At 70.9% G+C, this 21,231-nt stretch carries 20 protein-coding genes and 2 pseudogenes; 8 read left to right on the top strand and 14 right to left on the bottom strand.

Annotated elements, in window-relative coordinates; all coding sequences use genetic code 11:
- Nucleotides 1–82 precede the first annotated feature (82 nt).
- Nucleotides 83–1,489: a DHA2 family efflux MFS transporter permease subunit gene (locus tag ACZ49J_RS09990; RefSeq protein ID WP_467447101.1), complete on the top strand. Its 1,407-nt coding sequence runs from the start codon at nt 83–85 to the stop codon at nt 1,487–1,489.
- On the opposite strand, the gene ACZ49J_RS09985 is transcribed toward ACZ49J_RS09990, so the two are convergent.
- The 5 genes and pseudogenes from ACZ49J_RS09985 to ACZ49J_RS09965 form a co-directional block, all read right to left on the bottom strand.
- A complete protein-coding gene (locus ACZ49J_RS09985; RefSeq protein WP_467447100.1) occupies nt 1,392–1,799 on the bottom strand; it encodes a MaoC/PaaZ C-terminal domain-containing protein in 408 nt (135 codons plus the stop codon). The two genes, ACZ49J_RS09990 and ACZ49J_RS09985, sit on opposite strands and share 98 nt — an antisense overlap.
- A 101-nt stretch (nt 1,800–1,900) precedes the next feature.
- Nucleotides 1,901–2,326 (bottom strand): annotated as a pseudogene (locus tag ACZ49J_RS09980) (FAS1-like dehydratase domain-containing protein); the annotation flags it as partial.
- A gap of 117 nt (nt 2,327–2,443) precedes the next feature.
- Nucleotides 2,444–3,535: a beta-ketoacyl synthase N-terminal-like domain-containing protein gene (locus ACZ49J_RS09975; RefSeq protein WP_467447099.1), complete on the bottom strand. Its 1,092-nt coding sequence runs from the start codon at nt 3,533–3,535 to the stop codon at nt 2,444–2,446.
- Complete coding sequence (locus tag ACZ49J_RS09970; protein WP_467447098.1) at nt 3,532–4,788, bottom strand: beta-ketoacyl-[acyl-carrier-protein] synthase family protein; 1,257 nt, start codon at nt 4,786–4,788, stop codon at nt 3,532–3,534. Before ACZ49J_RS09970 ends, ACZ49J_RS09975 begins: the two co-directional genes overlap by 4 nt.
- Complete coding sequence (locus ACZ49J_RS09965) at nt 4,781–5,056, bottom strand: acyl carrier protein (protein ID WP_467447097.1); 276 nt, start codon at nt 5,054–5,056, stop codon at nt 4,781–4,783. The genes ACZ49J_RS09970 and ACZ49J_RS09965 overlap by 8 nt, the downstream gene beginning before the upstream one ends.
- A 234-nt stretch (nt 5,057–5,290) precedes the next feature.
- Here ACZ49J_RS09965 and ACZ49J_RS09960 point away from each other — a divergent pair, with 234 nt between their 5' ends.
- The 3 genes from ACZ49J_RS09960 to ACZ49J_RS09950 are packed head-to-tail and all read left to right on the top strand — an operon-like array spanning nt 5,291 to nt 8,604.
- A complete protein-coding gene (locus ACZ49J_RS09960) occupies nt 5,291–6,250 on the top strand; it encodes an ACP S-malonyltransferase (protein WP_467447095.1) in 960 nt (319 codons plus the stop codon).
- Nucleotides 6,247–7,902, top strand: a complete 1,656-nt coding sequence (locus ACZ49J_RS09955; protein ID WP_467447094.1) for a phytoene desaturase family protein — start codon at nt 6,247–6,249, stop codon at nt 7,900–7,902. The genes ACZ49J_RS09960 and ACZ49J_RS09955 overlap by 4 nt, the downstream gene beginning before the upstream one ends.
- Before the next feature lie 54 nt (nt 7,903–7,956).
- The gene (locus ACZ49J_RS09950) at nt 7,957–8,604 is read left to right on the top strand and encodes a MerR family transcriptional regulator (protein WP_467447092.1); all 648 of its coding nucleotides are present in this window, start codon (nt 7,957–7,959) and stop codon (nt 8,602–8,604) included.
- A gap of 194 nt (nt 8,605–8,798) precedes the next feature.
- On the opposite strand, the pseudogene ACZ49J_RS09945 reads toward ACZ49J_RS09950, so the two are convergent.
- The 3 genes and pseudogenes from ACZ49J_RS09945 to ACZ49J_RS09935 form a co-directional block, all read right to left on the bottom strand.
- A pseudogene (locus ACZ49J_RS09945) lies at nt 8,799–9,039 on the bottom strand (site-specific integrase); the annotation flags it as partial.
- Nucleotides 9,040–9,134: 95 nt separating this feature from the next.
- Entirely contained in the window at nt 9,135–10,082 is a 948-nt protein-coding gene (locus tag ACZ49J_RS09940) for a CU044_5270 family protein (RefSeq protein WP_467447091.1), read from the bottom strand.
- Between the two features lies 1 nt (nt 10,083).
- Complete coding sequence (locus ACZ49J_RS09935) at nt 10,084–10,716, bottom strand: RNA polymerase sigma factor (RefSeq protein WP_467447089.1); 633 nt, start codon at nt 10,714–10,716, stop codon at nt 10,084–10,086.
- Nucleotides 10,717–10,823: 107 nt separating this feature from the next.
- On the opposite strand from ACZ49J_RS09935, the gene ACZ49J_RS09930 reads away from it, so the two are divergent.
- Together ACZ49J_RS09930 and ACZ49J_RS09925 are read left to right on the top strand one after the other, a co-directional pair.
- A complete protein-coding gene (locus ACZ49J_RS09930) occupies nt 10,824–11,372 on the top strand; it encodes a hypothetical protein (RefSeq protein WP_467447087.1) in 549 nt (182 codons plus the stop codon).
- A gap of 212 nt (nt 11,373–11,584) precedes the next feature.
- The gene (locus ACZ49J_RS09925; RefSeq protein ID WP_467447086.1) at nt 11,585–12,109 is read left to right on the top strand and encodes a GNAT family N-acetyltransferase; all 525 of its coding nucleotides are present in this window, start codon (nt 11,585–11,587) and stop codon (nt 12,107–12,109) included.
- 254 nt (nt 12,110–12,363) lie between these two features.
- Here ACZ49J_RS09925 and ACZ49J_RS09920 read toward each other — a convergent pair whose 3' ends face one another.
- The 6 genes from ACZ49J_RS09920 to ACZ49J_RS09895 form a co-directional block, all read right to left on the bottom strand.
- On the bottom strand, nt 12,364–12,687 hold the full coding sequence (locus tag ACZ49J_RS09920; protein WP_467447085.1) for a hypothetical protein: 324 nt from the start codon (nt 12,685–12,687) through the stop codon (nt 12,364–12,366).
- A 270-nt stretch (nt 12,688–12,957) separates the two neighbouring features.
- Nucleotides 12,958–13,614 (bottom strand): pYEATS domain-containing protein, encoded by a 657-nt coding sequence (locus tag ACZ49J_RS09915; RefSeq protein ID WP_467447084.1) that lies wholly within the window; start codon nt 13,612–13,614, stop codon nt 12,958–12,960.
- A 369-nt stretch (nt 13,615–13,983) separates the two neighbouring features.
- Nucleotides 13,984–14,469 carry a hypothetical protein gene (locus ACZ49J_RS09910; protein ID WP_468348586.1) on the bottom strand — a complete coding sequence of 162 codons (486 nt, stop codon included), beginning with the start codon at nt 14,467–14,469 and terminating at the stop codon, nt 13,984–13,986.
- Between the two features lie 342 nt (nt 14,470–14,811).
- Nucleotides 14,812–15,372 carry a hypothetical protein gene (locus ACZ49J_RS09905; protein WP_467447081.1) on the bottom strand — a complete coding sequence of 187 codons (561 nt, stop codon included), beginning with the start codon at nt 15,370–15,372 and terminating at the stop codon, nt 14,812–14,814.
- A 408-nt stretch (nt 15,373–15,780) separates the two neighbouring features.
- Nucleotides 15,781–16,611, bottom strand: coding sequence for a hypothetical protein (locus tag ACZ49J_RS09900; RefSeq protein WP_467447214.1), 831 nt, complete (start codon nt 16,609–16,611; stop codon nt 15,781–15,783).
- A gap of 409 nt (nt 16,612–17,020) precedes the next feature.
- A complete protein-coding gene (locus tag ACZ49J_RS09895; protein WP_467447080.1) occupies nt 17,021–18,715 on the bottom strand; it encodes an NAD-dependent malic enzyme in 1,695 nt (564 codons plus the stop codon).
- A 321-nt stretch (nt 18,716–19,036) separates the two neighbouring features.
- Here ACZ49J_RS09895 and ACZ49J_RS09890 point away from each other — a divergent pair, with 321 nt between their 5' ends.
- The gene (locus ACZ49J_RS09890; RefSeq protein WP_467447079.1) at nt 19,037–19,879 is read left to right on the top strand and encodes an SDR family oxidoreductase; all 843 of its coding nucleotides are present in this window, start codon (nt 19,037–19,039) and stop codon (nt 19,877–19,879) included.
- A 76-nt stretch (nt 19,880–19,955) separates the two neighbouring features.
- Nucleotides 19,956–21,224 (top strand): class I mannose-6-phosphate isomerase, encoded by a 1,269-nt coding sequence (locus ACZ49J_RS09885; RefSeq protein WP_467447078.1) that lies wholly within the window; start codon nt 19,956–19,958, stop codon nt 21,222–21,224.
- Nucleotides 21,225–21,231 lie beyond the last annotated feature (7 nt).

The following is a 21,231-nucleotide window of genomic DNA, read 5'->3' as shown; positions in this document are numbered from 1 at the left end:
GCAGGCCGCCGTACCCCGTCATCACGGGTCCGGCGGCCTGCGCGCATGCCCGTTCGGGACAAGACGGAAGGACGAGCAACTCATGAGAACCAAAGGGGTGGCGTGGGCGCTCGCCGCGACCTCGCTGCCGATGTTCATGGTGGCGGTGGACAACCTGGTCGTGACCAATGCCCTGGCCGTCATCGCCGACGACCTCGGCACCGGTCAGGCCGGACTGCAGTGGGTGATGAACGGCTATATCCTGGCCTTCGCCGGGCTGCTGCTGGCCGGCGCCGCCCTGGGAGACAGGATCGGCCGACGCAAGGTCTTCGCCTGGGGCATCGGCCTGTTCACGGTGGCCTCCGCGGCCTGCGCGCTGGCGGACTCGGCGGCCGCCCTGATCGCCGCACGCGTGGTGCAGGGCGTCGGCGCCGCGGCGATCCTGCCGGTGTCGCTGACCCTCGCCGTCGCGGCCGTGGCCCCGCGACGCCGTCCCCTCGCGGTGGGGGTCTGGGGAGGCGTCAACGGCCTGGGCATCGCCCTGGGGCCCCTCGCCGGCGGCCTGGTGACCGAGGGCCTGGACTGGCACTGGATCTTCTGGATCAACGTTCCGGTGGGTGTGGTCGCCCTCCCCCTCACGCTGTGGTCGCTGCGTGAGTCCAGGGGCGCGCCGCGCCCCCTGGACCTGCCGGGCACCGCGCTGGTGACGGGCGCTGTCGTCGCCGCAGTCTGGGGGATCGTGGAATCGGCGGGTGGGGCGCAGGCGATGCCCCGGACCCTGGCCGGGCTCGTCCTGTCGGGCCTGCTCTTCCACGCGTTCACCGTGCGGCAGCGGCACGCCGCGGTCCCGCTCGTGCCCCGCCGTCTCTACCGCGTACGTGCGTTCATGCTCAGCAACGCGCTCGCCCTGGCCATGTACTTCGGCGTGTTCGGCTCGATCTTCTTCCTGGCCCAGTTCCTGCAGGGACCGATGGGGTACTCACCGCTGGAGGCCGGGCTGCGGACGCTGCCGTGGACCGCGGCTCCCATGGTCGCCGTCCCGCTGGCCAGTGCGCTGGTCGACCGAGTGGGGGGCGGAGTGCTCCAGGCGACCGGCTGCCTGATGCAGGCGGCGGCCCTCGTGTGGCTGGCGGTGGTCGCCCGGCCCGGAGTCCCGTACGCGGCGATGGTCGGCGCCATGGCCCTGGCGGGGGTGGGCATGGGTCTGGTGTTCGCGGCCAATCCGGCGACGGTGATCGGCTCGGTCGCCGAGGAGGAGCACAACGTGGCGTCCGGAGTGAACAACACCATCCGCGAGTTCGGGGGTGCGCTCGGCATCGCGGTGCTCACCGTGGTCCATGCCCACGGCGGCCTCCGCAGCGCGGTGCTGACGGGGGCCGCCGTGGTGTGCGCGGGTGCGTTCGCAGGGCTCGCTATCGGTCGTACGCCAGCACGGCCCGCGTCCGCGCCAGCACCTTCTCGGCCCCGCAGCGGACCGTCAGATCGACCCGAACCGAGCCGTCTTCCCTGAGCTCGGCGGCCGTGCCGTCGACGGTGAGCTCCACGCCGTCGGCGGTGTCGGGCACCACCACGGGGCGGGTGAAGCGGGTGCCGTACTCGACGACGGCGGCCCGTTCCCCCGCCCATTCGGTGAGTGCGGTGGCGGCGAGTCCCATGCTGAGCATTCCGTGGGCGATGACGCCCGGCAGCCCGGCCCGGATCGCCTGGGAGTCGGACCAGTGGATGGGGTTGTGGTCACCGGACGCTGCCGCGTAACGGACCAGGGCGGCGCGGGTGACACGGAACACGCGGGTGGGCAGCCTGTCGCCGGCACGGATCACAGCGCGCCCTCCCCGCTCGTCCCGGTCTCCGCGTTCTCTCCGGTCTCCGCGTTCGCCCCGGTCTCCGCGTTCGCCCCGGTCTCCGCGTCCTCTCCGGTCTCCGCGTCCTCTCCGGTCTCCCTGCGCGAGACCAGGGTGGAGGTCGTCGTGCACACCAGTGCCCCGCCGTCCGCCTCACGGACGTGGCCGCGCAGTTGGAGCAGGTCGTTCTCACCGACGGCCCGGGCGTCCAGGACCTCGACGGTGATCGTCAGCCGGTCGCCCGCACGCACGGGCCGCTCCGGCTCGAACCGCTGATCGCGGTGGAGTACACGGGAGAAGTCGAAGCCGAGGCCGGGATCATCGGCGACGACCTTCTCGGCGGCCAGCGACAGCACGATCGGGAAGGTCGGCGGGGCGACCAGCCCGTCCCCGGGATCGGTGCCCACGGCGACGGCGAACTCCCGGATCTTCTCGCGGCCCACCTCGTAGGGACGGGTCGGTGGGAAAACCCGGCCCACGAAGGACCGGTTGAGGGTGGTCGGCACGGGGCCTCCTCGTATGGGTGTATGGGTGAGGGGTGACACGGGTGCGGGATGCGGGTGCGGACACAGCACAGCGGCGCCCGCGGGGGACGGCGGGCGCCGCTGCGGAGCGGGACGGGGTCAGCGGGGCGCACGCACCACGAGCGCGGCCGCGTTGCCGTCCCGACCCACCGAGGTGACCAGTGCGGTCGTCCCGGGGGCCGGCGGGTCGTTCCGCCACAGGGCGAGCAGCCCGGCGAGCTGCATCGCGCCGCTCGCGCTGTACGTCTCGCCGAGCACCTCGGCGACCCGGACCGTGGGCAGCAGAGCGCCGCCCAGCGCGGTCCGCACACCGCGCTCCTCGATCCGCTCCAGACCCCGCTGGTTGACGGCGCCGAGGGAGACGACCTCCACGTCCTCCGGCCGGAGGCCACTGCGGTCGAGGGCGCGTCCGACGGTGGTCGCCAGCCCGTTCGCGTACTCCCTCGGTTCCGCTGTGAAGCGCACCTCGCACGCCAGCAGTTCGGCCAGCCCTCCGCCTGCCGGCCGCTCCCGCTGCACCGTGAAGACCGCCGCGCCCTCGCCGAGCGCCGCGCCCTCGCCGAGGCCTCCCGTCCGGTGCCAGGCCCAGGCCGCCGGAGCGCTGAGTTCCTCCGCCCCGCCGACCAGCAGCCGGTCGCAGCGCCCGAGGTCGAGCGCCAGCCGGGCGTGCCGGAAGGCGAGGAGGGAGGCGCTCTGACCGCCCGCGACCGTGGCGTTGAGGCCCCGCAGGCCGTTACGGATGGCGATCTGTCCGGAGGTGCTGTTCATGACGGTGTTCGGGAACCGGCCCGGGTTGACCAGGTACGGCTTCTCCGCCGTGAGCGTGTCGTGGAGCAGGGTGCTGTGGGTCGAAACCGAACCGGTGTTGGTGGCCAGCACGACGCCGGTCCGCGCCCCGTCGATCTCGCAGCCCCGGAGCACCTCCTTGCACGAGACGAGGCCGAAGGACGTCAGCCGGTCCAGGTACTTGGTGCCCTTGCGCCCCAGGTGCGCCTTGACGTCCAGGCCCCGTACCGCCCGGACGCGCCGGGGCGGGTAGGCCTCGGCGTCCTCCCCGACCGGGCCCTCCTCGATCTCCCCCCGGCCGTTCAGCAGCTCGGCCAGCGGACCGAGCCCCAGACCGGCCGGGGAGACGACACCCGCCGCGGCGACGTACAGCGGCTGCACCGCCGAAGCTGTCGCGGTCGTCACGAAACCCTCCCCAGAATGGTGATCACGTTGTTCCCGCCGAACGCGAAGCCGTGGTTCTGCACGATGTCGAGGCGTGCCCCGCGACCGCTGCCCGGCACGCAGTCGACCCCGGGACCGAGCTCCGGATCGGGCTCGGTCACATTGGCCGTCGGCGGCAGGAAGTCCTGCTCCAGCGCCTTGCAGCAGGCGATCGCGCCGAAGCCGGACGCCGCGCCCATGGTGTGCCCGAGCATCGACTTGATCGAACTGATGGGCGGGATCCGGTCGCCGAACACCTCGCGGGCGGCGGCCACTTCGGTCGCGTCGTTGGTCGGGGTGCCGGTGCCGTGCGCGCAGATGTAGTCGATCTGCGACGGGTCGACACCTGCCGCCTCGTGGGCCGCCCGGATGCACGCGGCGATGCTCGCGGCATCGGGGTGCACCATGTGCTCGGCGTCGCAGTTGGCGGCGTACCCGAGGACCTCCGCGTAGATGCGCGCCCCGCGCCGGACCGCGTGCTCGTAGGTCTCCAGGACCAGCACCGCTCCGCCCTCGCCCGTGACGATCCCGGTGCGGTCGGCGGCGAACGGCCTCGGAACGTCGTCGGCCATGGCGCCCAGGGCGTAGAAACCGGCGTGGGTGAGCCGGTTCACGGCGTCGGCGCCGCCCGCCAGCATCACGTCGGCCGCGCCGCTGCGGACCAGGTCGTAGGCGTATCCGAGGGCGTAGTTGGAGGCGGAGCAGGCCGTGGGGATGGTCTGTGTCTCTCCGCTCAGCCGCAGTTCGGTGCTGACCGCGTTGGCGATGCGCGAGGCCGGTGTCTGCCCCGCGAGTTCGCCGTCCAGGGACTCGAGGCCACCCGCCACCCACTGTTCCGCCAGCGCCTGGATGACCGCGGACTCTCCGCTGGTGGTACCCATGACCGCCCCGGCACCGGCGGCATCCAGCTCGTCCTCGTCGATGCCGGCGTCCGCGACGGCCAGCCGGGCGGCTGCCGCCGCGAGCAGACCGCTGCGCCCCCAGCGCAGCGGGTCCAGCCTCTTGAGGTGGTCCGTCGGCTCGAAGTCGAGGACCTGACCTGCCTGGCGACGGGGAAAGCCACTCGCGTCGAAACTCCGGATGGAGCTGGTCCCGACCTCGCCCGCGCGGACGGCGGAGGCGAAGTCGTCGGCCCCGATGCCGACCGGGGACACGGCGCCGAGGCCGGTGATGACGACCCGGCGGAACTCCCTTGCCGGGTCCACACCGGCGTCGGGGCGCTGGGCCTCAGGCATCCTCGCTCTCCCCGGCGTGCTGAGCGACCGCGGCCACGAGAAGGCGCAGGTTCACGAGTTCGCCCAGCTCGGTCTTCGGTATGGCGACGCCCAATTCCTTCTCGATTCGGGAAACCACCGTGATCAGGGAGAGCGAGTCGCTGTCGTAGTCGTCGATGAAGTGACCGTTGTCGGTCAGCTCGCCGTCCTCGAGCTCGAGTTCCTCGATGACGATTTCGCTGACCTGCGCGTGGAAGTCGGTGGCAGCGGCCACGGTCTGCTGAGTCATGTGCTTTCCTCACTTTCGGCTGGATCAGGCCAAAGGAACGTAGGCAGCCGGAAGTCCGCAGGACAAGTGGCTCTCAACGAAAGGAACAACCCACTCGCCAAAAGTGACAGAGCGGCTCCGGGTCGGGGCGCCGCCGTTTGTTCCTGCTTTTATCCGCGCTCTACGGCATTTCCAAACCGGCCTGCCAGAATCCCTTTCGCGGTCCTGCTCCGGCGAGACGGAAGAAGGAGAAAAATGAGCGGTCCACGTTTGGCATTGGTCTTTCCGGGCCAGGGGGCGCAATACCCTGGAATGGGGCGTCCCTGGAGCGCCTGCCCCGGCTGGGACGTCGTCGAGCGCGCGAGCGAGGTGACCGGGCGGGACGTGGCCGAGTTGCTGCTGCGTGCCGACGAGGAGTACCTGAGGCGCACCGACAACGCCCAGCTCGCCACCTTCGTCCTGGAGATGGTGATCCTCGGCGAGCTCCGGCAGGTGCTCCCCGCCGCCGGCCGCCCCACGGTGTGCGCGGGCCACAGTCTGGGGGAGTACGCGGCACTGGTGGCCGCCGGAGTCGTCGGCTTCGACGACGGTGTGCGGCTGGTCGCGGCCCGTGGCAGCGCGATGCGCCGGGCCTGCGCGGCCCGGCCGGGCACGATGGCGGTGGTCCTCGGGCTCGCCCCCGAGGAGCTGGAGAAGGCCGCGGAGTCGGTGCGCGCGGACGGCGGCGAGGTCTGGGTGGCGAACCTGAACTCACCGCAGCAGAGCGTGCTGTCCGGGGATGTGGACGCCGTTGCCAGGTGCTGCGCCGAAGCAGAGAAGGCGGGTGCCTCCCGGGTCGTGTCGATCCCCGTCGGCGGGGCCTTCCACACACCGCTGATGGCATCCGCCGCCGATTCCTACGCGGACGCCCTGCGGCGCACCGCCTTCCGTGACGGCATCGCCCCCGTGGTGGCGAACGTGGACGCGCGTCCCCACCGCGACGCCGACGGCTGGCCCGGGCTGCTGCAGCGGCAGCTGACCGCTCCCGTGCAGTGGGCCGGGTCGGTGCGGACGATGGCCGACTCGCTCCACTGCGACATGTTCGTGGAGATCGGTCCGGGCCGTACCCTCACCGGCCTGGCCCGCAGGATCGCTCCACAGGTCTCCCGGCTCAGCATCGCCGAGCCCGGTCAGCTTCCCGCCGTACCGCCCACCCTGACCCGGAGCGCCGCATGACGGCCCGCTCCCTGAAGGGCGGGAGCTGGGACGCGGTCGTCGTGGGTTCGGGCATCGGCGGTCTCGTCTGCGCCGCCTACCTCGCGGTCGGCGGCAAGCGGGTCCTGGTCGTCGAGCAGGCATCGGTCGCGGGCGGCAACAGCCATGTGTTCCGCCGCCGGAGGGCGTACGAGTTCGACGTCGGTGTGCACTATCTCGGCGACTGCGGCCCCGACGGCGTGTTGCCCGCCATCCTGGACGGTCTCGGGCTGCGCGGCCGCGTGACCTACCGGGAGATGGACCGGGACGGCTTCGACCGGGTCATGGTTCCGGGCGCGGTGCTCGACGTACCGGCCGACTGGGAGGCGTACCGGAAACGGCTGACGGAGCTCTGTCCGGAGGAGGCCGGCGCGGTCGAGACGTTCCTGGACGTGGTGGCCGGGCTCGGTGCCGAGCGGCGGGAGGCGATCCTGGCGGCCGCCGACGTCCCCATGGCGGAGCTGGCGCTGCGCGCTCCGCACTCGGTGGCCTGGGGCCGCCGGACGGTGCGGGAGCTCTTCGACCACTGCGGCCTCTCGGCCCGCGCCCGCACCCTGCTCGCCGCCCAGTCGCCCAACTACGGCATGAGTCCGGACGAGGCGACGGTCGCCCTGCACGCCACGCTCGTCGACCACTACCTGCGCGGCGCCTACTACCCGGAGGGCGGCGGGCAGATGCTGGCCGCCGGGCTCCTCGAAGTCGTCCGCGCGCACGGTGGCGCCCTGCGGACCCGCACCAGGGTGACGCGCGTCCTGGTCGACGGGGGGCGTGCACGCGGTGTCGGGTTCGCGGACGGCACGTGTGCGAGCGCCCCGATCGTCGTCTCGAACGCCGACTACCGGCGCACCATGCTCGACCTGGTCGGTGAGGAGCACCTGCCCCGCCGTCTCGCCGCGAAGACCCGGGACGCCCGGATGGGTCTGCCCTGGGCCACCGTGTACGTGGCTCTGGACAAGGAGATCGAGCAGCGGGCGAATCTGTGGTGGTACCGCGGCGACGACATCGAGCGGTACTACGACGGTCTGCGCGACGGCGGGACGGACAGCACCGATTTCCTGTTCGCCTCCTTCGCGTCCGGCAAGGATCCCGTCACCCGGCGGATCTGCCCACCGGGCCACTCCAACTTCCAGCTGATGACGCTCTGCCCACCGGGCCTCGAACGGTGGGGGGCCGGCGCACGGCCGGGGGACGGCGGCGGCTACCGCCACGACCCGGCGTACCGGCAGGCGAAGGCCGCTCTGACCGCGAGCGTGCTGGACGCGGCGGAGGAGGTGCTCGGGCCGTTCCGGGACCACATCACCCACCTGGAGACCGCGACCCCGCTAACCCAGGAGCGCTACACGCTGTCCAGTGGCGGCACTCCCTTCGGCATGGCGCAGTGGGGCCCCGTCGGCGCCCGCCCCGACACGGCGACCCTGATCGACGGGCTGTACGTCGCGGGCGCCAACACCCGGTACGGCAACGGCATCACGGGTTCGGCGGTGAGCGGCATCGCCTGCGCCGGTCAGATCCTGGAGCGCCGTCTGATGCACGAGGTGCACTCGGGAGCGGTCCTGGGGGATACGGCGTTGCTTCCCGCCCGGGGCCCGGCCTGGGATCCGCTGGCGGCGTCACGGGGGAACGCGCCCGGTTGAGCCTCCCCCGGGCGCTCGTCTCGTCCGGCACGACATCAGAAGGGAGTGGGGCAGGTGCGTCTGTCCGAGCTGAGCAGTCGCGGCGGCGTACCCATCGCGACGATCAAGTACTACCTGCGCGAGGGGCTCCTGCCGCCGGGCCGCCCCACGTCCACCACGCGTGCCGAGTACGGAGAACGCCACCTCCTCCGTCTGAACCTCATCAGGACTCTGATCGGAACCTGTGGTCTGTCGGTCCGCGGCACCAGGAGCGTCCTCGACGCGCTCGACGACCGGGAGGGCGGCCGTCACCGGGCCATGGGGCGGACCCTCGCGGTCGTTCCGGACGCGTACGTGCGGCAGTGCGGCGCGGCGCCGTCGGCCCCCGAGGTGGACGCGCTGCTGGCGCACTTGGGCTGGAGTGCCTCCGAGGACACACCGGCCCGACAGGTCCTGGCCGCCGCGCTGGACGCCATGCGGTCGTTCGGCCTGGTCGACGGCTGGCGATCCGTTGTCCCCTACGCCCGGCTCGTCAAGGAGACGGTGCTCCTGGATCGCGAGCTGTTCAGCCGGGAGGAAGGCGGGCAGGAGGGCGGGGAGGGCACATCGGTCGGGTCCGGACCCGCGGTCCTCCTGGCTCTTCTCCTCGAACCCGCGCTCTTCGCCCTCAGACGGCTGGCGCAGGAGGACGAGTGGGCCCGTGGGAGCCCCACGGACGCCTGAGGTGCGAGCCACCGCCCGAAACCGGTCATGCGGTCATGACGGATGTCAGGACATGAGCACTCGTCCCCAGTCACCAGCCATGCGCCCGCGCGAGCACCATCGCTTCCCAAGCTGAGAGCGCGAGTTCGGTTCTCGTCACCCGCTCCATGATTGAGGCCCAGGTCAAAGACCTGGGCCTTGTTGCTGTGTGTGGTGCCCTTCTCGCCGACGAAGACGAGACCGTCCGGGCCCGGCTCGGCGTAGCGCTCCAGGTGCCGGCGGAGCTCCCGGTGGAGGAAGCGGGGAAGAATCACAGTCCGGGTTCCGGCCTCCGACTCGGTGTCTCCCTGGACGCGCCGCCCGTTCATCCGCTCCGGATCGGCGAGGCGGACGCGTATGCGCAGGTTGTCGAGGTCGACGTCCCGGATGGCGGAGGCCGGCCGGCTGTTCCGCCCGCCCCTCCGCCTCTGCGCGGGGCTGGCCGCTCAGCGCGCCGCCGGGTCGGCCCGCCGAAAGGCTCACGAGCACTGGGCAACTTCCGCCCGGTCGGTTCAGGGCTTCTCGCCGTCCCGGTCGACGAGGGACTGGGTCATCTTCATCTCGCAGAATGTGACCTCGCCCTTCTTGTGCGAGCGCCCAGCCGACGAGCCGTCCTCGTACTTCTCCTCGTAGTCGCGCACCGCAACCGACTGGTTCCCCTGGTACTGGAAGGTGTCGGGGTCGAGGAGGTACTCCCGGCGCTGAACGGCCTTGCTGCCCAGGTCCGGGTAAATGGCGATGGCGTCATGCCCCATGGGGTCCTTCACCAGGTGCGGGACCACCTCGATCCCGGGGTCCGCGGCCAGGGCCCGGTACAGCTTGGCCATCCCCTGCGGAGGCACGGGATAGGCCTCGTCGAGGGTCGCCAGGAGCGCGAAGGTCTCGCGCTGCTCACCCGTCAGGCCGGTGTCCTTGCCCATGGGGAACATGTCCGCCGCCTGCTTCCGGATCTCGGCGGGGTCGTCCGGCAGCGAGGCGAGCAGGCGATACAGCCGCCGCTGCGAGGGCTCGTTGTCGCCGTCGTTGTCGTCCTCCCGCACGGGGCTGTCGTACTGGACCCACTCCTCGCTCACCTCGGGCTTGGCATCGGGCGCCGCGTCCGACGCTCCGTTTCGGCACTGCGCGGTCTTCAGGTAGACCCACTGGCCGTCGCGCGGATGCAGATCCGGCTGCTGCGACACCACTTCCGCCGCCTGCTCCAGGAGTGCCGTCGCGGACGTCAGGTCCGGGCCGGCAGGCTGCACGCCGCGCTCGGGTCCATCGCCACCGACGAGCATGGTCACCAGCACCGCGATGGTGACCACCGTCGCGGCGACCCCCGCAGCCGTCACGCGCCAGTCCAGCCGCACCCTGCGGGCAGAGCCCTGCTGCGCTGCTCCCAGCAGCTCTTGGCGGCCGGGAACCAGCCGCACCCGGTCCGGCGTCGGCGCATCGGCGCGCAACTCGCGCATCTTGGTCATGTCATCCATGGGTTACCGCCCCGTTGTGGTCGCTTACGAGGGTGGGGTCGGCGCCGAGCGCCGCACGCATCTTGCGCCGCGCCCGGCTCAGCCGGGAGCGGACCGTGCCGACCGGCACCCCGAGGGCGTCGGCACACTCCTGGTAGGTGAAGTCCGCCCAGGCGACCAGCAGCAGCACATGCCGGTCCTTCCCGGGCAAGGCCGCGATCGCCCCGGCCAGCGCCTGCTGCGAGGCCTCGGCCGTCACCCGCTCGTCGGCCCGTTCCGACCAGGACTCGGCCACCGGGTCGATGCCGGTACGGGCCAGCGCCCGCAGCGCCCGCACTTCGGAGCGGCGGTGGCTGCCGATGAGGTTGCTGGCGATGCCGTAGAGCCACGGCCGGGCACTGGCGCGCGCGACGTCGTAGCGGGCGCGGTTGCGGAAGGCGATGAGGAAGGTCTGCGCCGTGATGTCGTCGGCGTGACTGTCGCCCAGCCGGCGCATCACATACCGGTGGATCTCGGCGGCGTGTCTGTCGTAAAGCCTGGCGAATGTCTCCGGCCGCTCCAGGGATTCCTGGATGACCAGCGCGTCGTCGGTGGGTGGATCCCCCACGAGGCCCTCGCTTCTTCGTGCAGTAGGAGTGGAGTGCATTCCACCCCCTGTTGTCCGAAGCGGCCAGAAGGGTTCACGCGCAGGAGATGCGCCAGTTCGTGTCCTCGGACAGCCGAGGTCACCGGGGTGCACCAAGGCGCCGCGAGATGGACCGCCACGTCCGGCTCGCCGACCGGGACCTTGAGCACCTGGTCCTGGACCACTACATCGAGGTGCTGCTGCGCAGGCCGTCAGGACCGGCCCCCCGGTGCACTGGCCGTTCCGAGGCGCTGCACCAGGCCCGCACCGAGGACACCTCCACCGCCGAACACGAGTCGTTCTGGGCTCTGGCCAGGCAGCAGCTCGGCGAGATTGACGGGACGAAAGCCCTGGTCAGGCTCGTTCTCCTACACCGCCATCAGCAGCACGCCCACGTGATTGCGGGCCTTCGCGCCGCCATCGCGCTGGACACCTGCAGCGAGGACGTGGTGGCTCTGGAGGCCCGCAAGGCCGCGCAGGCCGACGGCCGGGCCCCGACCGTCACCGCCGCCCCGGCGACCCCCGGCCGGCCGGAGCCTGCCGACCCGCAGCTTCCGCAGGTCAGCCACCTCACCACGCACCGCCTGGCCAGGCCCCTGCCCGAAGACGCCCGCCCCCTGCCCCGCCTGGAGCAGTGGGACGAACTGCTGAACCCGCGCCGGAAGGACTCGTCGTGACTGCTGCCCGTCACGCCCTCACCGCCCAGCCGTCCGACGCCGCAATCGACACCGCCTGCCGCATGCTCCGTCTGCCCACCATGCGAGCCAGGCCGCCGACACCATCGCCCGCGCCGAACGCGAGGGCCTGTCCAGCACGCGAACCCACGGGAGGCCTGGCGCGCTGCCGATAACAGCTGGGCCCACGGCAGACGGACGGACATCATGACCAGATGGCCGAGTTGATCGATCCGACCGTCCGCTTGCAGGCTTCCTTCCTGGCGGCGGTGAACGAGTTCCACGAAGATCATGACTATCCAACTCCATGGTTCGTCAACGACGTCGACCCTCCGGCCTTGACCAACACCGCCGCATTCGCCGCTTACGTGACGCGCGTGCTGAGCGAACGGGACGAGGCAGCCGGGCGAGCGGACTGGTTCGTGCCGATGACAACGCTGTGGTGGGCCGAGGGTGACCAGATGCTGGGCAGGCTGGCCATCCGCCACCGGTTGACTCCGCCTCTGGAGAAGGCAGGCGGCCACATCGGTTACGACGTCCGGCCCAGCGCACGCCGCCAAGGGCACGCGACCGCGATGCTCGCCGCAGCCCTGCCGATCGCCCACTCGCTCGGCATCACACGGGCCTTGTTGACCTGCGACGAGACGAACACCGCCTCCCAGCGCGTGATCGAAACGAACGGCGGTCAGTTCATCGACAGGGTTGGTGACAAGCGCCGCTACTGGGTGCCGACGTCCTGACCAGCCGCCCGGTGGTCCCAGATCAAACCGTCCTCGCACACGGTGACTTCGCCGAGGCGGACCAACGCCGGCTCGTCCGCGAAGCTCGGCGGGCGATGGTGCCGTTCAGGCCGGCGCGCGTCCTCCTCAGGCACGGCGACAGCGAAACACGGGTGGATTTGTAAGCCGGCCTGGGCGATCACCTGGGCCCGTTGCGCTGCGCACTAAGGCTGACCGAGACTCGTTGCCCGCGCGCACCACGAAGCTTCTACTGGTCAGAAGGGATCGGTGAACGAGATCGGCTTGCCGGTGGCGTGGGCGTATGCGATCTCCCTGCTCGTGGAATCGCCGATGTACCCGCCAGGGTTGACGACCAGGACCCGGTCAGCCAGGTCGATCTTGCGCAGGTGGAGGGCGTCCAGCGCGGCCTTCTGCTCGTTGGTGATCAACTCGTCTGCTTCGTGATCCTCGGCGCGCAGGAAGACGCCTGGCGCGACGACGATGACACCTGCGAAGGTCAGTTCACGGTTCGCCGCGCTCATCTCGTCCACGAACCGGGTAGAGCCGCAGATGCAGACAATCTCAGGTCGGTCGGGCACGGCTCAGTCCTTCGGGTCGACCAGGAAACCGTCAGTGTGCGCGCAGCCATCGCAGACAGGCATACGAGCGAACAGTTTACGCAGCGAGCTGGACACCACGCGGCTGCGCCGTCGCAGGCGGGAGGCGTGGCCCGTGCCGGGAATGACGCTGCTCGACGCCGAAGTCCGGGGTGCGCCCGGCTCACCAGCTTCCTTTGGCAACACGGCCTTGGGGGCGCACCGCAAGCGCACCACATCGAGCGGGGAACAACCGGGAATCACGGTGGGTCTTCAGGCTGCATGCGAGGCTGAAGTCTCGAAGACGGACGCCATCTCGAAGTCGAGGAACCTCTCGAGCACAGTCTCGCTGCCGTCCTTGAAGACGACTCGGCAGATGCAGAGAGCAGGCCCGTACGCCGAGGTGGCAAAGCCGACGTGCGCGCCATTACCTCTGTTGGGTACTTCGAAGATTCGATTGCCCCAGTACCGGCCGAGGAAGAACTGCGCCTTCTCGACGTCGCTGAGGCGACCACCGGGACCTTCTACGAGGTACGTAAAAATATCGAAACGCTGTCCAGGGGTCCTCGACGGGCTGATGACGTGGGCCAAGTGAATGTTTCGCGTCTTGTCCTTGCGTTCCATGCGGTACTGGCCCCACGTCGCTGGTGCCCCGGAGTCATCCGGGTCCGGCAAGCGACTCGGCGCGGCGCCCTCAGCGGGCAGGGCTGTGGTGTCCTGCTCGCTTGCGCTTTGCGGAGGGAAGACAGGCAGGTCCCCCACCTGCAGAGAGAAGACACTGCCGAGGCCGAGGGCGACCCCTGCGCCACGTTCGATGCGCGTTCGAAGGATGGCAGCCAGGCCGGCGACCGACTTCCGGAACGCGACAAGGACTCCGACTATGAGGAGAACCCAAGTGAGCGTCTGCAGGAGGGGAACGTACGCGCTCATGATCGCCTCCGACGAGGTCGGCCCCTGCCCTGTGCCGTAGGGGCGGGCACCGATCCTTGCACGCAACCCGGCGAAAGACACCCAACACGCAAGCGGATGCGCGACCTTGACCGGGCTCTGCTACATCGTGAGTGACAACTTCCTTCACGGGTTCGCCCGCTCCCGCCCAAGAGGCAGGCACACGGAGTATGAGGGCAGACACGTCGTGACTGGGGCGGTCGGCTCCGGGACTGCAGAGGTCGTTCTCTTTCCGCACCTCATGTGCGGTGGCGGGTGCCGTCGATGCGGGCGGTTCTGGAAGCGCGGCGGAAGGCCGCGCCGGTGCGGGTGGAGGAACACGAAGCCGAGCTCGTGCGGCTGTCGCTGATGTCAGCCGGGTGACATGCCCCGCTCCACATCGATATGGGTCGCCCTGCGGGACTCGGTCTCGTGCACGGTCATGTCGGGGCAGGCGTGGTGCAGCGCTGTGATGAGTGGCTGCATCTGTGCCGCCGTGTACGGGTGGTTGTATGTCGTGTATTCCGTGCTGTCGACGTCCAGCCGCAGCACCAGTTCGTCCTTCTCCTCGTAGTCCCGGACGTCTCCGTCCCCCAGGCCGGCGAAGGAGATGCTGCCGATCTGAAGCGGGCGCAGGCCCGTGACGGCTGTCAGGGGGTACGTGCGGGTGCGCCCGTACCGCTGCCGCAGCAGGAGCTGCCCCTGCTCGCCTCGCCCTACCCGTATCTCGACCACTGACCGCCACAGAGGGATCCAGTACCGCACCGAGTAGGCGATCCACCCGAGGCTCGACGCGCCGACCATGAACGCCCAGCCCGCCGAGAAGAAGGCGAGCACGGCGGCCGCTGGGGCCAGCACCAGGATCGGAAACCCCCCGCATTCCAGGAACCAGTGCTGGGGCGAGGCTCTCCAGGAGAACCCCCAAGACCCCTTTGCGTCTTTGTCCTCGGCGTCTTCTGCCATGAGTTCGTCCTCAGCGAGGGGTCGGCAGCTGACCAGCCTTTGCGCCGCCTCGAGTTGCGTGGACGAGTGGCTGCGACGGGACGCGGACTCCTTCCGTGACGGCTGGGTCAGGGTGCCTTCCAGAGGTTGTTCGGGCGCCTCGCGCCGACAGGGTCTTTCCTCTGACAGTAACGGGTTGATCTGTATGGATGTTGATCCGATACGCACTCCGATGACACACCGTGCACCTGGGCGCGATCAGTCCGGCTCCTGTCGCCCGCTCCACGACGCGCGTTGAGCCGCTCCAGGCGCTCCGGCGTACTGCTCGACAACTCGCCTTCCACAGGGAGCAGTTCGGCCGGCATCGGGCCGAAGAACCACTCCCAGACGACGGGCCCCCAGGGCGTGGACGTCAGCGCGTTCGTCCTCCGCGACGGGCGCGTGCTCGCCGTCCGGGAAGAGAAAGTCCAGCCGCTCCTTGGGGGCGAAGGCCAGCGCGCGAACCGGCTGTGACAGATACAGATCGCGGAGTTGCCGCCCTTCGCCATGGGCGTCGATCAGGGAGTTCTGAACCAGGTTCGCCATCAGCGCGCTCATCTCGAAGCGCGCCAGCCACATGTCCGGTGGGTCCTGGTCCGTCGCGCCGATGGTGCCGGGCCACAGGTTGCGATGGTAGGAACCGAGGCCGTGCAGAGTCGCCAACGCCTCGGCGAGCCGGACGAACTGACGTAACGACAGTTTGGGATCGCGGTGCATGTAGGCGACCGCCCCCGGGTCGGCCAGGGTGTTGCTGCTGCCGCGGGTGACGACCACCGCCACACCGCGCAGGGCATCGCTGCCGATCGCGTCGCTCGTCTCCTCCGGGGAGCGGAAGCCACCGTCCAGGATCCGCGGCAGGCCGGCTGCCCGGTCGCGCCCGCCCGCAGCAGGACCCGCACCTCCTGCTCCCACAGCAGCCCGCCCACGCCCGTGATGCCCCCGTAGATCTGGACGTCCACGGAGCGGCCTTCGCCGTCGACCAGCCGGTAGCGGAAGAGGTGCTCGGGGATCAGCTGCTCCCGGCTCCGTGCGGGCATCAGCGGGAAGCCGGCGTGTGCGGGCGGTCAACGCGGCTTGCCGGCGTACGGCCCGGGGGTGCCGTCCCCCGTCGGTCGAGGGTGAGGATCGCCACCCTCCCCGACTTCACCGCCGGCGACGGTTCGACGACACCTCGGTCTTCGGTGCTGGTCAGGTGCCGGTCGCTCGGGCCGAGCGGAGTTGAGCGCGCAGGGTGGGCAGCCGGGCGCAGTCTGCGGATGCGGCCAGACTCTCGCCCATGGCCAGGAGCGAAAGGAGCCGCACCGGGCGGCCGGTTGTGGCCGCGGCCTCCAGTTTGTGGTGGCCGTCGAGCAGGAAGTGCGTCAGACCCCAGTGCCGGTAGTGGTCTGCCCACACGCCGGAGGCAGGTTCGCAGACGTCGAGTGTCGAGACCGCCACAGCTGTCGGGACCGATCCTCGGCTCATGAGTTCGATGTACTCCTCGACGCGTTCCCTCGCGTTCCACGTCGGGGGAACCATGGGCACGACGAACTCATAGAGGTGAGCTGACCCGTCGACCGTTGTCTCGAAGGTCCGGTAGTACGGCGTGTGCGGGTACTCCGGGAGGCCCCAGAACTGGTCGAGCCCCCACGTGGCCACCTGCTCCTCGCTGAAGTAGTCGCCTTCCTGGCCGGGGACGACCAGACGGGGCTCGACGCGGAGCAGCACCGGAAGGTACTCGCCCTCCGGCAACAGCGCACCGAAGGCATCGATCACGTCACCGTCGTCCGGATCAGCCTGCGCTCCGGTGAGCCACTCCTGCACGCTCTCCAGCGACAGCGTCTGCCGGGCGGTATCCAACCGGCGGAACAGGAACGGGCACGTTCCGCACCAGAAGCTGAGTTCGAAGGCGGGCTCCTCGTCGACCACGAGCAACCTGCGCCCCGGCCCTCCCCCGGTCTCCCGCTGCTCCTTCTCGAAGCGCAAGCGCGACTCGGAGGCCGGGACGCCGAGCCTGCGGGGCCTGCCCGATCTGATCATCACGGACCGACCGTACGGGACGTCGTGGCTCGGCACCACCGGCTACTGGGCGTGTACTTGGCCGGTCGGGCCAACCACGATCGCCCACTGACGGCCGCTCCATGACGAGACCGTCCGGAACAGGCACCTGTCCCACCTCTACGGGCTGTATCCCGGCGATCGTGCACCACGTACGTGCGTGAGCGGCCCGCGCCTTTCAGATCTTGATCGGCGGTGGGCCGACGCGGTTGGCGGCGTGCGAGCGACCAGGGCCCGGCGACCTTGGGTTCCGTGCGGGGCAGGTTCCGGCCCGGGTGCTCATGGACGCCGAGGCCAGGGCCACGTGCGGGCGGGCGCCGAAGCCAGGGCCACGTGCGGGCGGGCGCCGAGGACGATGCCGAGCCGGCAGACCGGGCACCCGCCCAGGCGGTCAGCCGTACTCCGGCTGCCACATGGCGTCCTGGATCTGCTGGATCACGTCGTCAAGGCGGGCCCGGGCGACGCCCTCCTCAGCCGCGCGGCGGGCGACGGCCGCGGCGACCACGGCCGAAGAGGTGCGCAGGTTGTCCACCTCCGGCAGCAGGGCGGCGCCGGGCTCCGACAGCTCGGCGAGGCCTGCGACGGCTTCCGCCGCGGCCTGGAGCATGCCGTCGGTGATCCGCTCGGCGCAAGCGACCACGGCGCCCAGCCCCAGCCCCGGGTAGAGCAGGGCGTTGTTGGCCTGGCCGATGACGTACGTGGTGCCGTCCAGCTCCACCGGGGGTACCGGGATGCCGGTGGCGACCAGGGCCTTGCCGCCGGTCCACCGCAGCACGTCCGCCGGCATGGCCTCGATCTTCTCCGTGGGGTTGGACAGCGGCAGGACGACCGGCCGGTCCACGTGGCGGGCCATGGAACGCACCACGTCCTGGGTGAAAGCCCCGTGCTGGGTGGACGTTCCCACCAGCACGGTCGGCTGTGCCTGGTCCACCACACTCAGCAGGTCGGCCGGCCGGTCGTCGGGCCACTCGTCGTCGGGCCGCGCGTACGGCCGCTGGTAGTCGCGGAGTCCCTCGGTGGACTGCCGCAGCAGGCCCTGGCGGTCCACGCACCAGACGCGGCGGGTGGCCTCCTCGTGGTCCAGTCCGTCGCGGACCATGGCGTCACGGACCTGGTCGGCGATGCCCACGCCCGCCGTCCCGGCGCCGAAGACCACGATCCGCTGATCCCGCAGGGGCCTGCCGGTGACCCGTGCCGCGTTCAGGACGCAGGCCAGCGTGATCGCGCCGGTGCCCTGCATGTCGTCGTTGAACGTGCAGATCTTCTCGCCGTACTGCTGGAGGATACGGCGGCCGTTGCCGGGGCCGAAGTCCTCCCAGTGCAGCAGCGCCTGCGGGAACAGCTCGCCCACCGCCTCCACGAAGGCGGCGACGAACGCGTCGTACTCCTCGCCGCGCACCCTGTTGTGACGGTTGCCCACGTACAGCGGGTCGTTGAGCAGCGCCTGGTTTCCGGTGCCGACGTCGAGCATCACCGGGACGGCCCGCCCCGGGTGGATGCCCGCGGCGGCGGTGTAGACCGCCAGCTTGCCGACCGCGAGCTGCATGCCGCCGACGCCCCAGTCGCCGATGCCGAGGAGTTGCTCCGCGTCGGTGGCCACCAGCAGGTCGACGTCGTCGGGGCCCAGGCCCAGCGCCTGCAACGCGGGGCGGATGTCCTGGGGGCGGTCGATGGACAGGTAGACACCGCGCGGCCGCCGGTATTCGTGGCTGTAGCGCTTGACCGCCTCGCCGACGGTCGGGTCGTAGACGATCGGCAGCAGCTCGGTGAGGTGGTCGCAGAGCAGCCGGAAGTAGAGGACCTCGTTGCGGTCGTGGAGCTGCTCCAGGTAGACGTTCCTCGCCAAGTCGTCCGGCTGCGCCCGCAGTTGCTCCCAGGCGCGGCGTGCCTGGAGCTCCAGCGGAAGCACCGCGGGCGGCAGCGTCCCGACCAGGCCGTGGCGTTCCCGCTCCTCCTGGGTGAAGGCGACGCCCTTGTTGCGCAGCGGGTCCGTGAGCAGCGCGCGGCCGCTCGGTCCCTCACGGCCGGTGTGGCCTTTTCCCGCTGCCTTGCGGGTGTCCTGTGCGCGATTCCGGGGCGGGGCCATTGGGTCTCCTTCCGTCGGGCTCTCGCCGTCAGGACTCCTTTGTCCCTTCAGGACTCGTTTGTTCCCACGCACTGGGGTAACCCGCTCGACAGGACGGAGGCGCCGTCGCCCTCCCTTTTTGCCGCTCCTTTGACGTGGTCGTCCCCTCAGGCCCGACGGCACCACCACCTCCGTCCCGGTGAGGGCCCCCGCTCGCTCGGGGTGCTCCGGCCGGTCCCACGGCCCGCGGCGACGGGCCCCGCCGGGAGCGGGCAGGCACGCGCCCTGCCACTCGACCGGGAACGCAGGGAAATCGCTGGGAAGAGAACGAGGTACGTCCGCATGAGCAAGCCCGCACAGCAGCAACAGCCTCCGGGTACCGAGGCGGCCCTACGGCCTCAGGCCGACCACGGTGAGCACAGCTACCGCGGATCGGGCCGACTGGCCGGGAAGGCAGCCGTGATCACCGGGGGCGACAGCGGCATCGGCAAGGCCGTCGCGATCGCCTACGCCCGCGAGGGCGCCGATGTCCTCATCTCGTACCTGGACGAGGAGGACGACGACGCCCGCCACACGGCGCGCTGGGTGGAGGAGGCCGGCCGCAAGGCGGTCCTGGTGCCCGGTGACCTGTCCGATCCCGCCCACTGCCGAAAGGTGGTGGCAAGGGCCATCGAGGTGTTCGGCCGCATCGACGTCCTGGTCAGCAACGCGGCGTTCCAGATGCATCGTCCGTCGATCGAGGAGATCCCGGACGCCGAGTGGGACCACACTCTGGCGACCAACCTCAGCGCCATGTTCCACCTCTGCAAAGCGGCGGTCCCGCACATGAAGCCAGGTGCGTCGATCATCGCGTCCAGTTCGGTGAACTCCGACACGCCGCCGCCGGGCCTGCTGGCCTACAACGCGACCAAGGCGGGCCTGGCCAACATGGTCGGCTCGCTGTCCCAGTCGCTCGCCGACCGGGGCATCCGCGCCAACAGCGTCGCCCCCGGGCCCATCTGGACGCCGCTGATCCCGGCCACGATGCCGCCCGAGCAGGTCGAGGACTTCGGCGCGCAGACGCCACTGGGGCGGGCCGGACAGCCGGCCGAACTCGCCCCCGTGTATGTCCTGCTCGCCTCGGACGAGGCTGCGTACGTCTCGGGTGCGCGCATCGCCGTCACCGGCGGCCGGCCCATCCTCTGACACTCACACGCTCCGACCACTCATACCGCTCAGGCACTCACGTGGCCTGACGCTTCATCAGGAACCAGGAGAGGTTGTGGACTGGTACCCCTTGCGGCTGACCACCCCGGTCAAGCAGCACGTCTTCGGCGGCCGGGCCCTCGCCGAACGGCTGGGCCGTACCGGCCTGCCCGACGGCCCGGTCGCCGAGACCTGGGAGGTCAGCGATGTGGACGGTGAGGGAGCACGGGTCGCGAACGGCCCGCTGGCCGGCCACACGCTGCGCCGGCTCGTCGAGGACCACCCCGACGAACTCGTGGGGCGCGGGTGGCGCGGCCCGCGCTTCCCGGTGCTGACCAAGTTCATCGACGGCACCGGTGCCCTCCCGGTCCATCTGCACGCCGATGACGACACCGCACGCCGACTGGAGGGCGAGCCCCACGGCAAGACCGAGGCGTGGCACGTGCTCGACGCGGTCCCGGGAGCCACCGCTCTGGTGGGGACGAAAGCCGGTGTGGACCGGGGCACGCTGCACCGGGCTCTGCTCGCACAGGACTTCGACGCGGTCACGCGACGGCTTCCGGTGCGGGCGGGGCAGACCGTCTACGTGCCTGGCGGCACCCTGCACCGTTTCGGCCCCGGCACCCTGGTCTACGAGATCGAGCAGACCTCCGACATCCAGCAGCACGCCATGCGCCGTCACATGGAGGACGGCTCGGCACTGGACGACGAGGAGTGGCACACCAACCTCAGGCGGCTCCTCGACGAGTGGCGTCCCGGTCCACGCCCCGAGTTCCACTCCGGCCTGAGCGTCCAGGTCGACGACGCGGTGGAGCGCACCGTGCTGTGCGCCGGCCCGTACTTCGCCCTGGAGCGGTGGCAGGCTGACACCACGGCCCCGCTGGTGCACGACTTCTCCACCGCGCTGGTCGTCAGCAACGCGGGTGCCCCGGTGACCGTGGAGTCCGGTGGCCGGTCCGAGCGGCTTGGACGCGCCCGGAGCCTGCTGCTGCCGGCCGCGCTGGGCCGCGTACGGATCCAGGGGCCCGCCGATGTCCTCCTCGGCTACCTGCCCGACCTGGAACAGGACATCCGCTCGCCGCTGCTCGCGGCCGGGCACGGGGCAGCCGCCGTGGCCGCGCTCGGTGAGGGCCTCTCCCCGGTGCCGCCGGGGCCGGGCGGATCGCGATCGCCCGCAAGGGCCGGATCAGTGTGCCGCTCGGCCGGCGAATCCGTCACCCACACCGTCGACGGCGAGAAGCCGCTGCTCGGCGGGGAGGGCGACGAGAGTCGTCCACGGGCGGGCTTTCCGGCGTCAGGGACGAGGGGAAGGACGAGGGGAAGAAGGACAACTCCGCATCAATAGAAGACAT

The organism is Streptomyces sp. NPDC030840, assembly GCF_055572015.1.
Note: the sequence above shows the minus strand (reverse complement) of the source record. Positions and strands in the feature narration are given on the sequence as shown.

What these genes read in the sequence shown, in the direction of transcription:
- ACZ49J_RS09990 (WP_467447101.1), top strand. Translation starts at nt 83, where the DNA reads ATGAGAACCAAAGGGGTGGCGTGGGCGCTCGCCGCGACCTCGCTGCCG.
- ACZ49J_RS09890 (WP_467447079.1), top strand. Translation starts at nt 19,037, where the DNA reads ATGAGCAAGCCCGCACAGCAGCAACAGCCTCCGGGTACCGAGGCGGCC.
- ACZ49J_RS09895 (WP_467447080.1), bottom strand. Translation starts at nt 18,715, where the DNA reads ATGGCCCCGCCCCGGAATCGCGCACAGGACACCCGCAAGGCAGCGGGA.
- ACZ49J_RS09915 (WP_467447084.1), bottom strand. Translation starts at nt 13,614, where the DNA reads ATGAGCGCGTACGTTCCCCTCCTGCAGACGCTCACTTGGGTTCTCCTC.
- ACZ49J_RS09970 (WP_467447098.1), bottom strand. Translation starts at nt 4,788, where the DNA reads ATGCCTGAGGCCCAGCGCCCCGACGCCGGTGTGGACCCGGCAAGGGAG.
- ACZ49J_RS09955 (WP_467447094.1), top strand. Translation starts at nt 6,247, where the DNA reads ATGACGGCCCGCTCCCTGAAGGGCGGGAGCTGGGACGCGGTCGTCGTG.
- ACZ49J_RS09935 (WP_467447089.1), bottom strand. Translation starts at nt 10,716, where the DNA reads ATGCACTCCACTCCTACTGCACGAAGAAGCGAGGGCCTCGTGGGGGAT.
- ACZ49J_RS09960 (WP_467447095.1), top strand. Translation starts at nt 5,291, where the DNA reads ATGAGCGGTCCACGTTTGGCATTGGTCTTTCCGGGCCAGGGGGCGCAA.
- ACZ49J_RS09930 (WP_467447087.1), top strand. Translation starts at nt 10,824, where the DNA reads ATGGACCGCCACGTCCGGCTCGCCGACCGGGACCTTGAGCACCTGGTC.
- ACZ49J_RS09925 (WP_467447086.1), top strand. Translation starts at nt 11,585, where the DNA reads ATGGCCGAGTTGATCGATCCGACCGTCCGCTTGCAGGCTTCCTTCCTG.
- ACZ49J_RS09965 (WP_467447097.1), bottom strand. Translation starts at nt 5,056, where the DNA reads ATGACTCAGCAGACCGTGGCCGCTGCCACCGACTTCCACGCGCAGGTC.
- ACZ49J_RS09900 (WP_467447214.1), bottom strand. Translation starts at nt 16,611, where the DNA reads ATGATCAGATCGGGCAGGCCCCGCAGGCTCGGCGTCCCGGCCTCCGAG.
- ACZ49J_RS09940 (WP_467447091.1), bottom strand. Translation starts at nt 10,082, where the DNA reads ATGACCAAGATGCGCGAGTTGCGCGCCGATGCGCCGACGCCGGACCGG.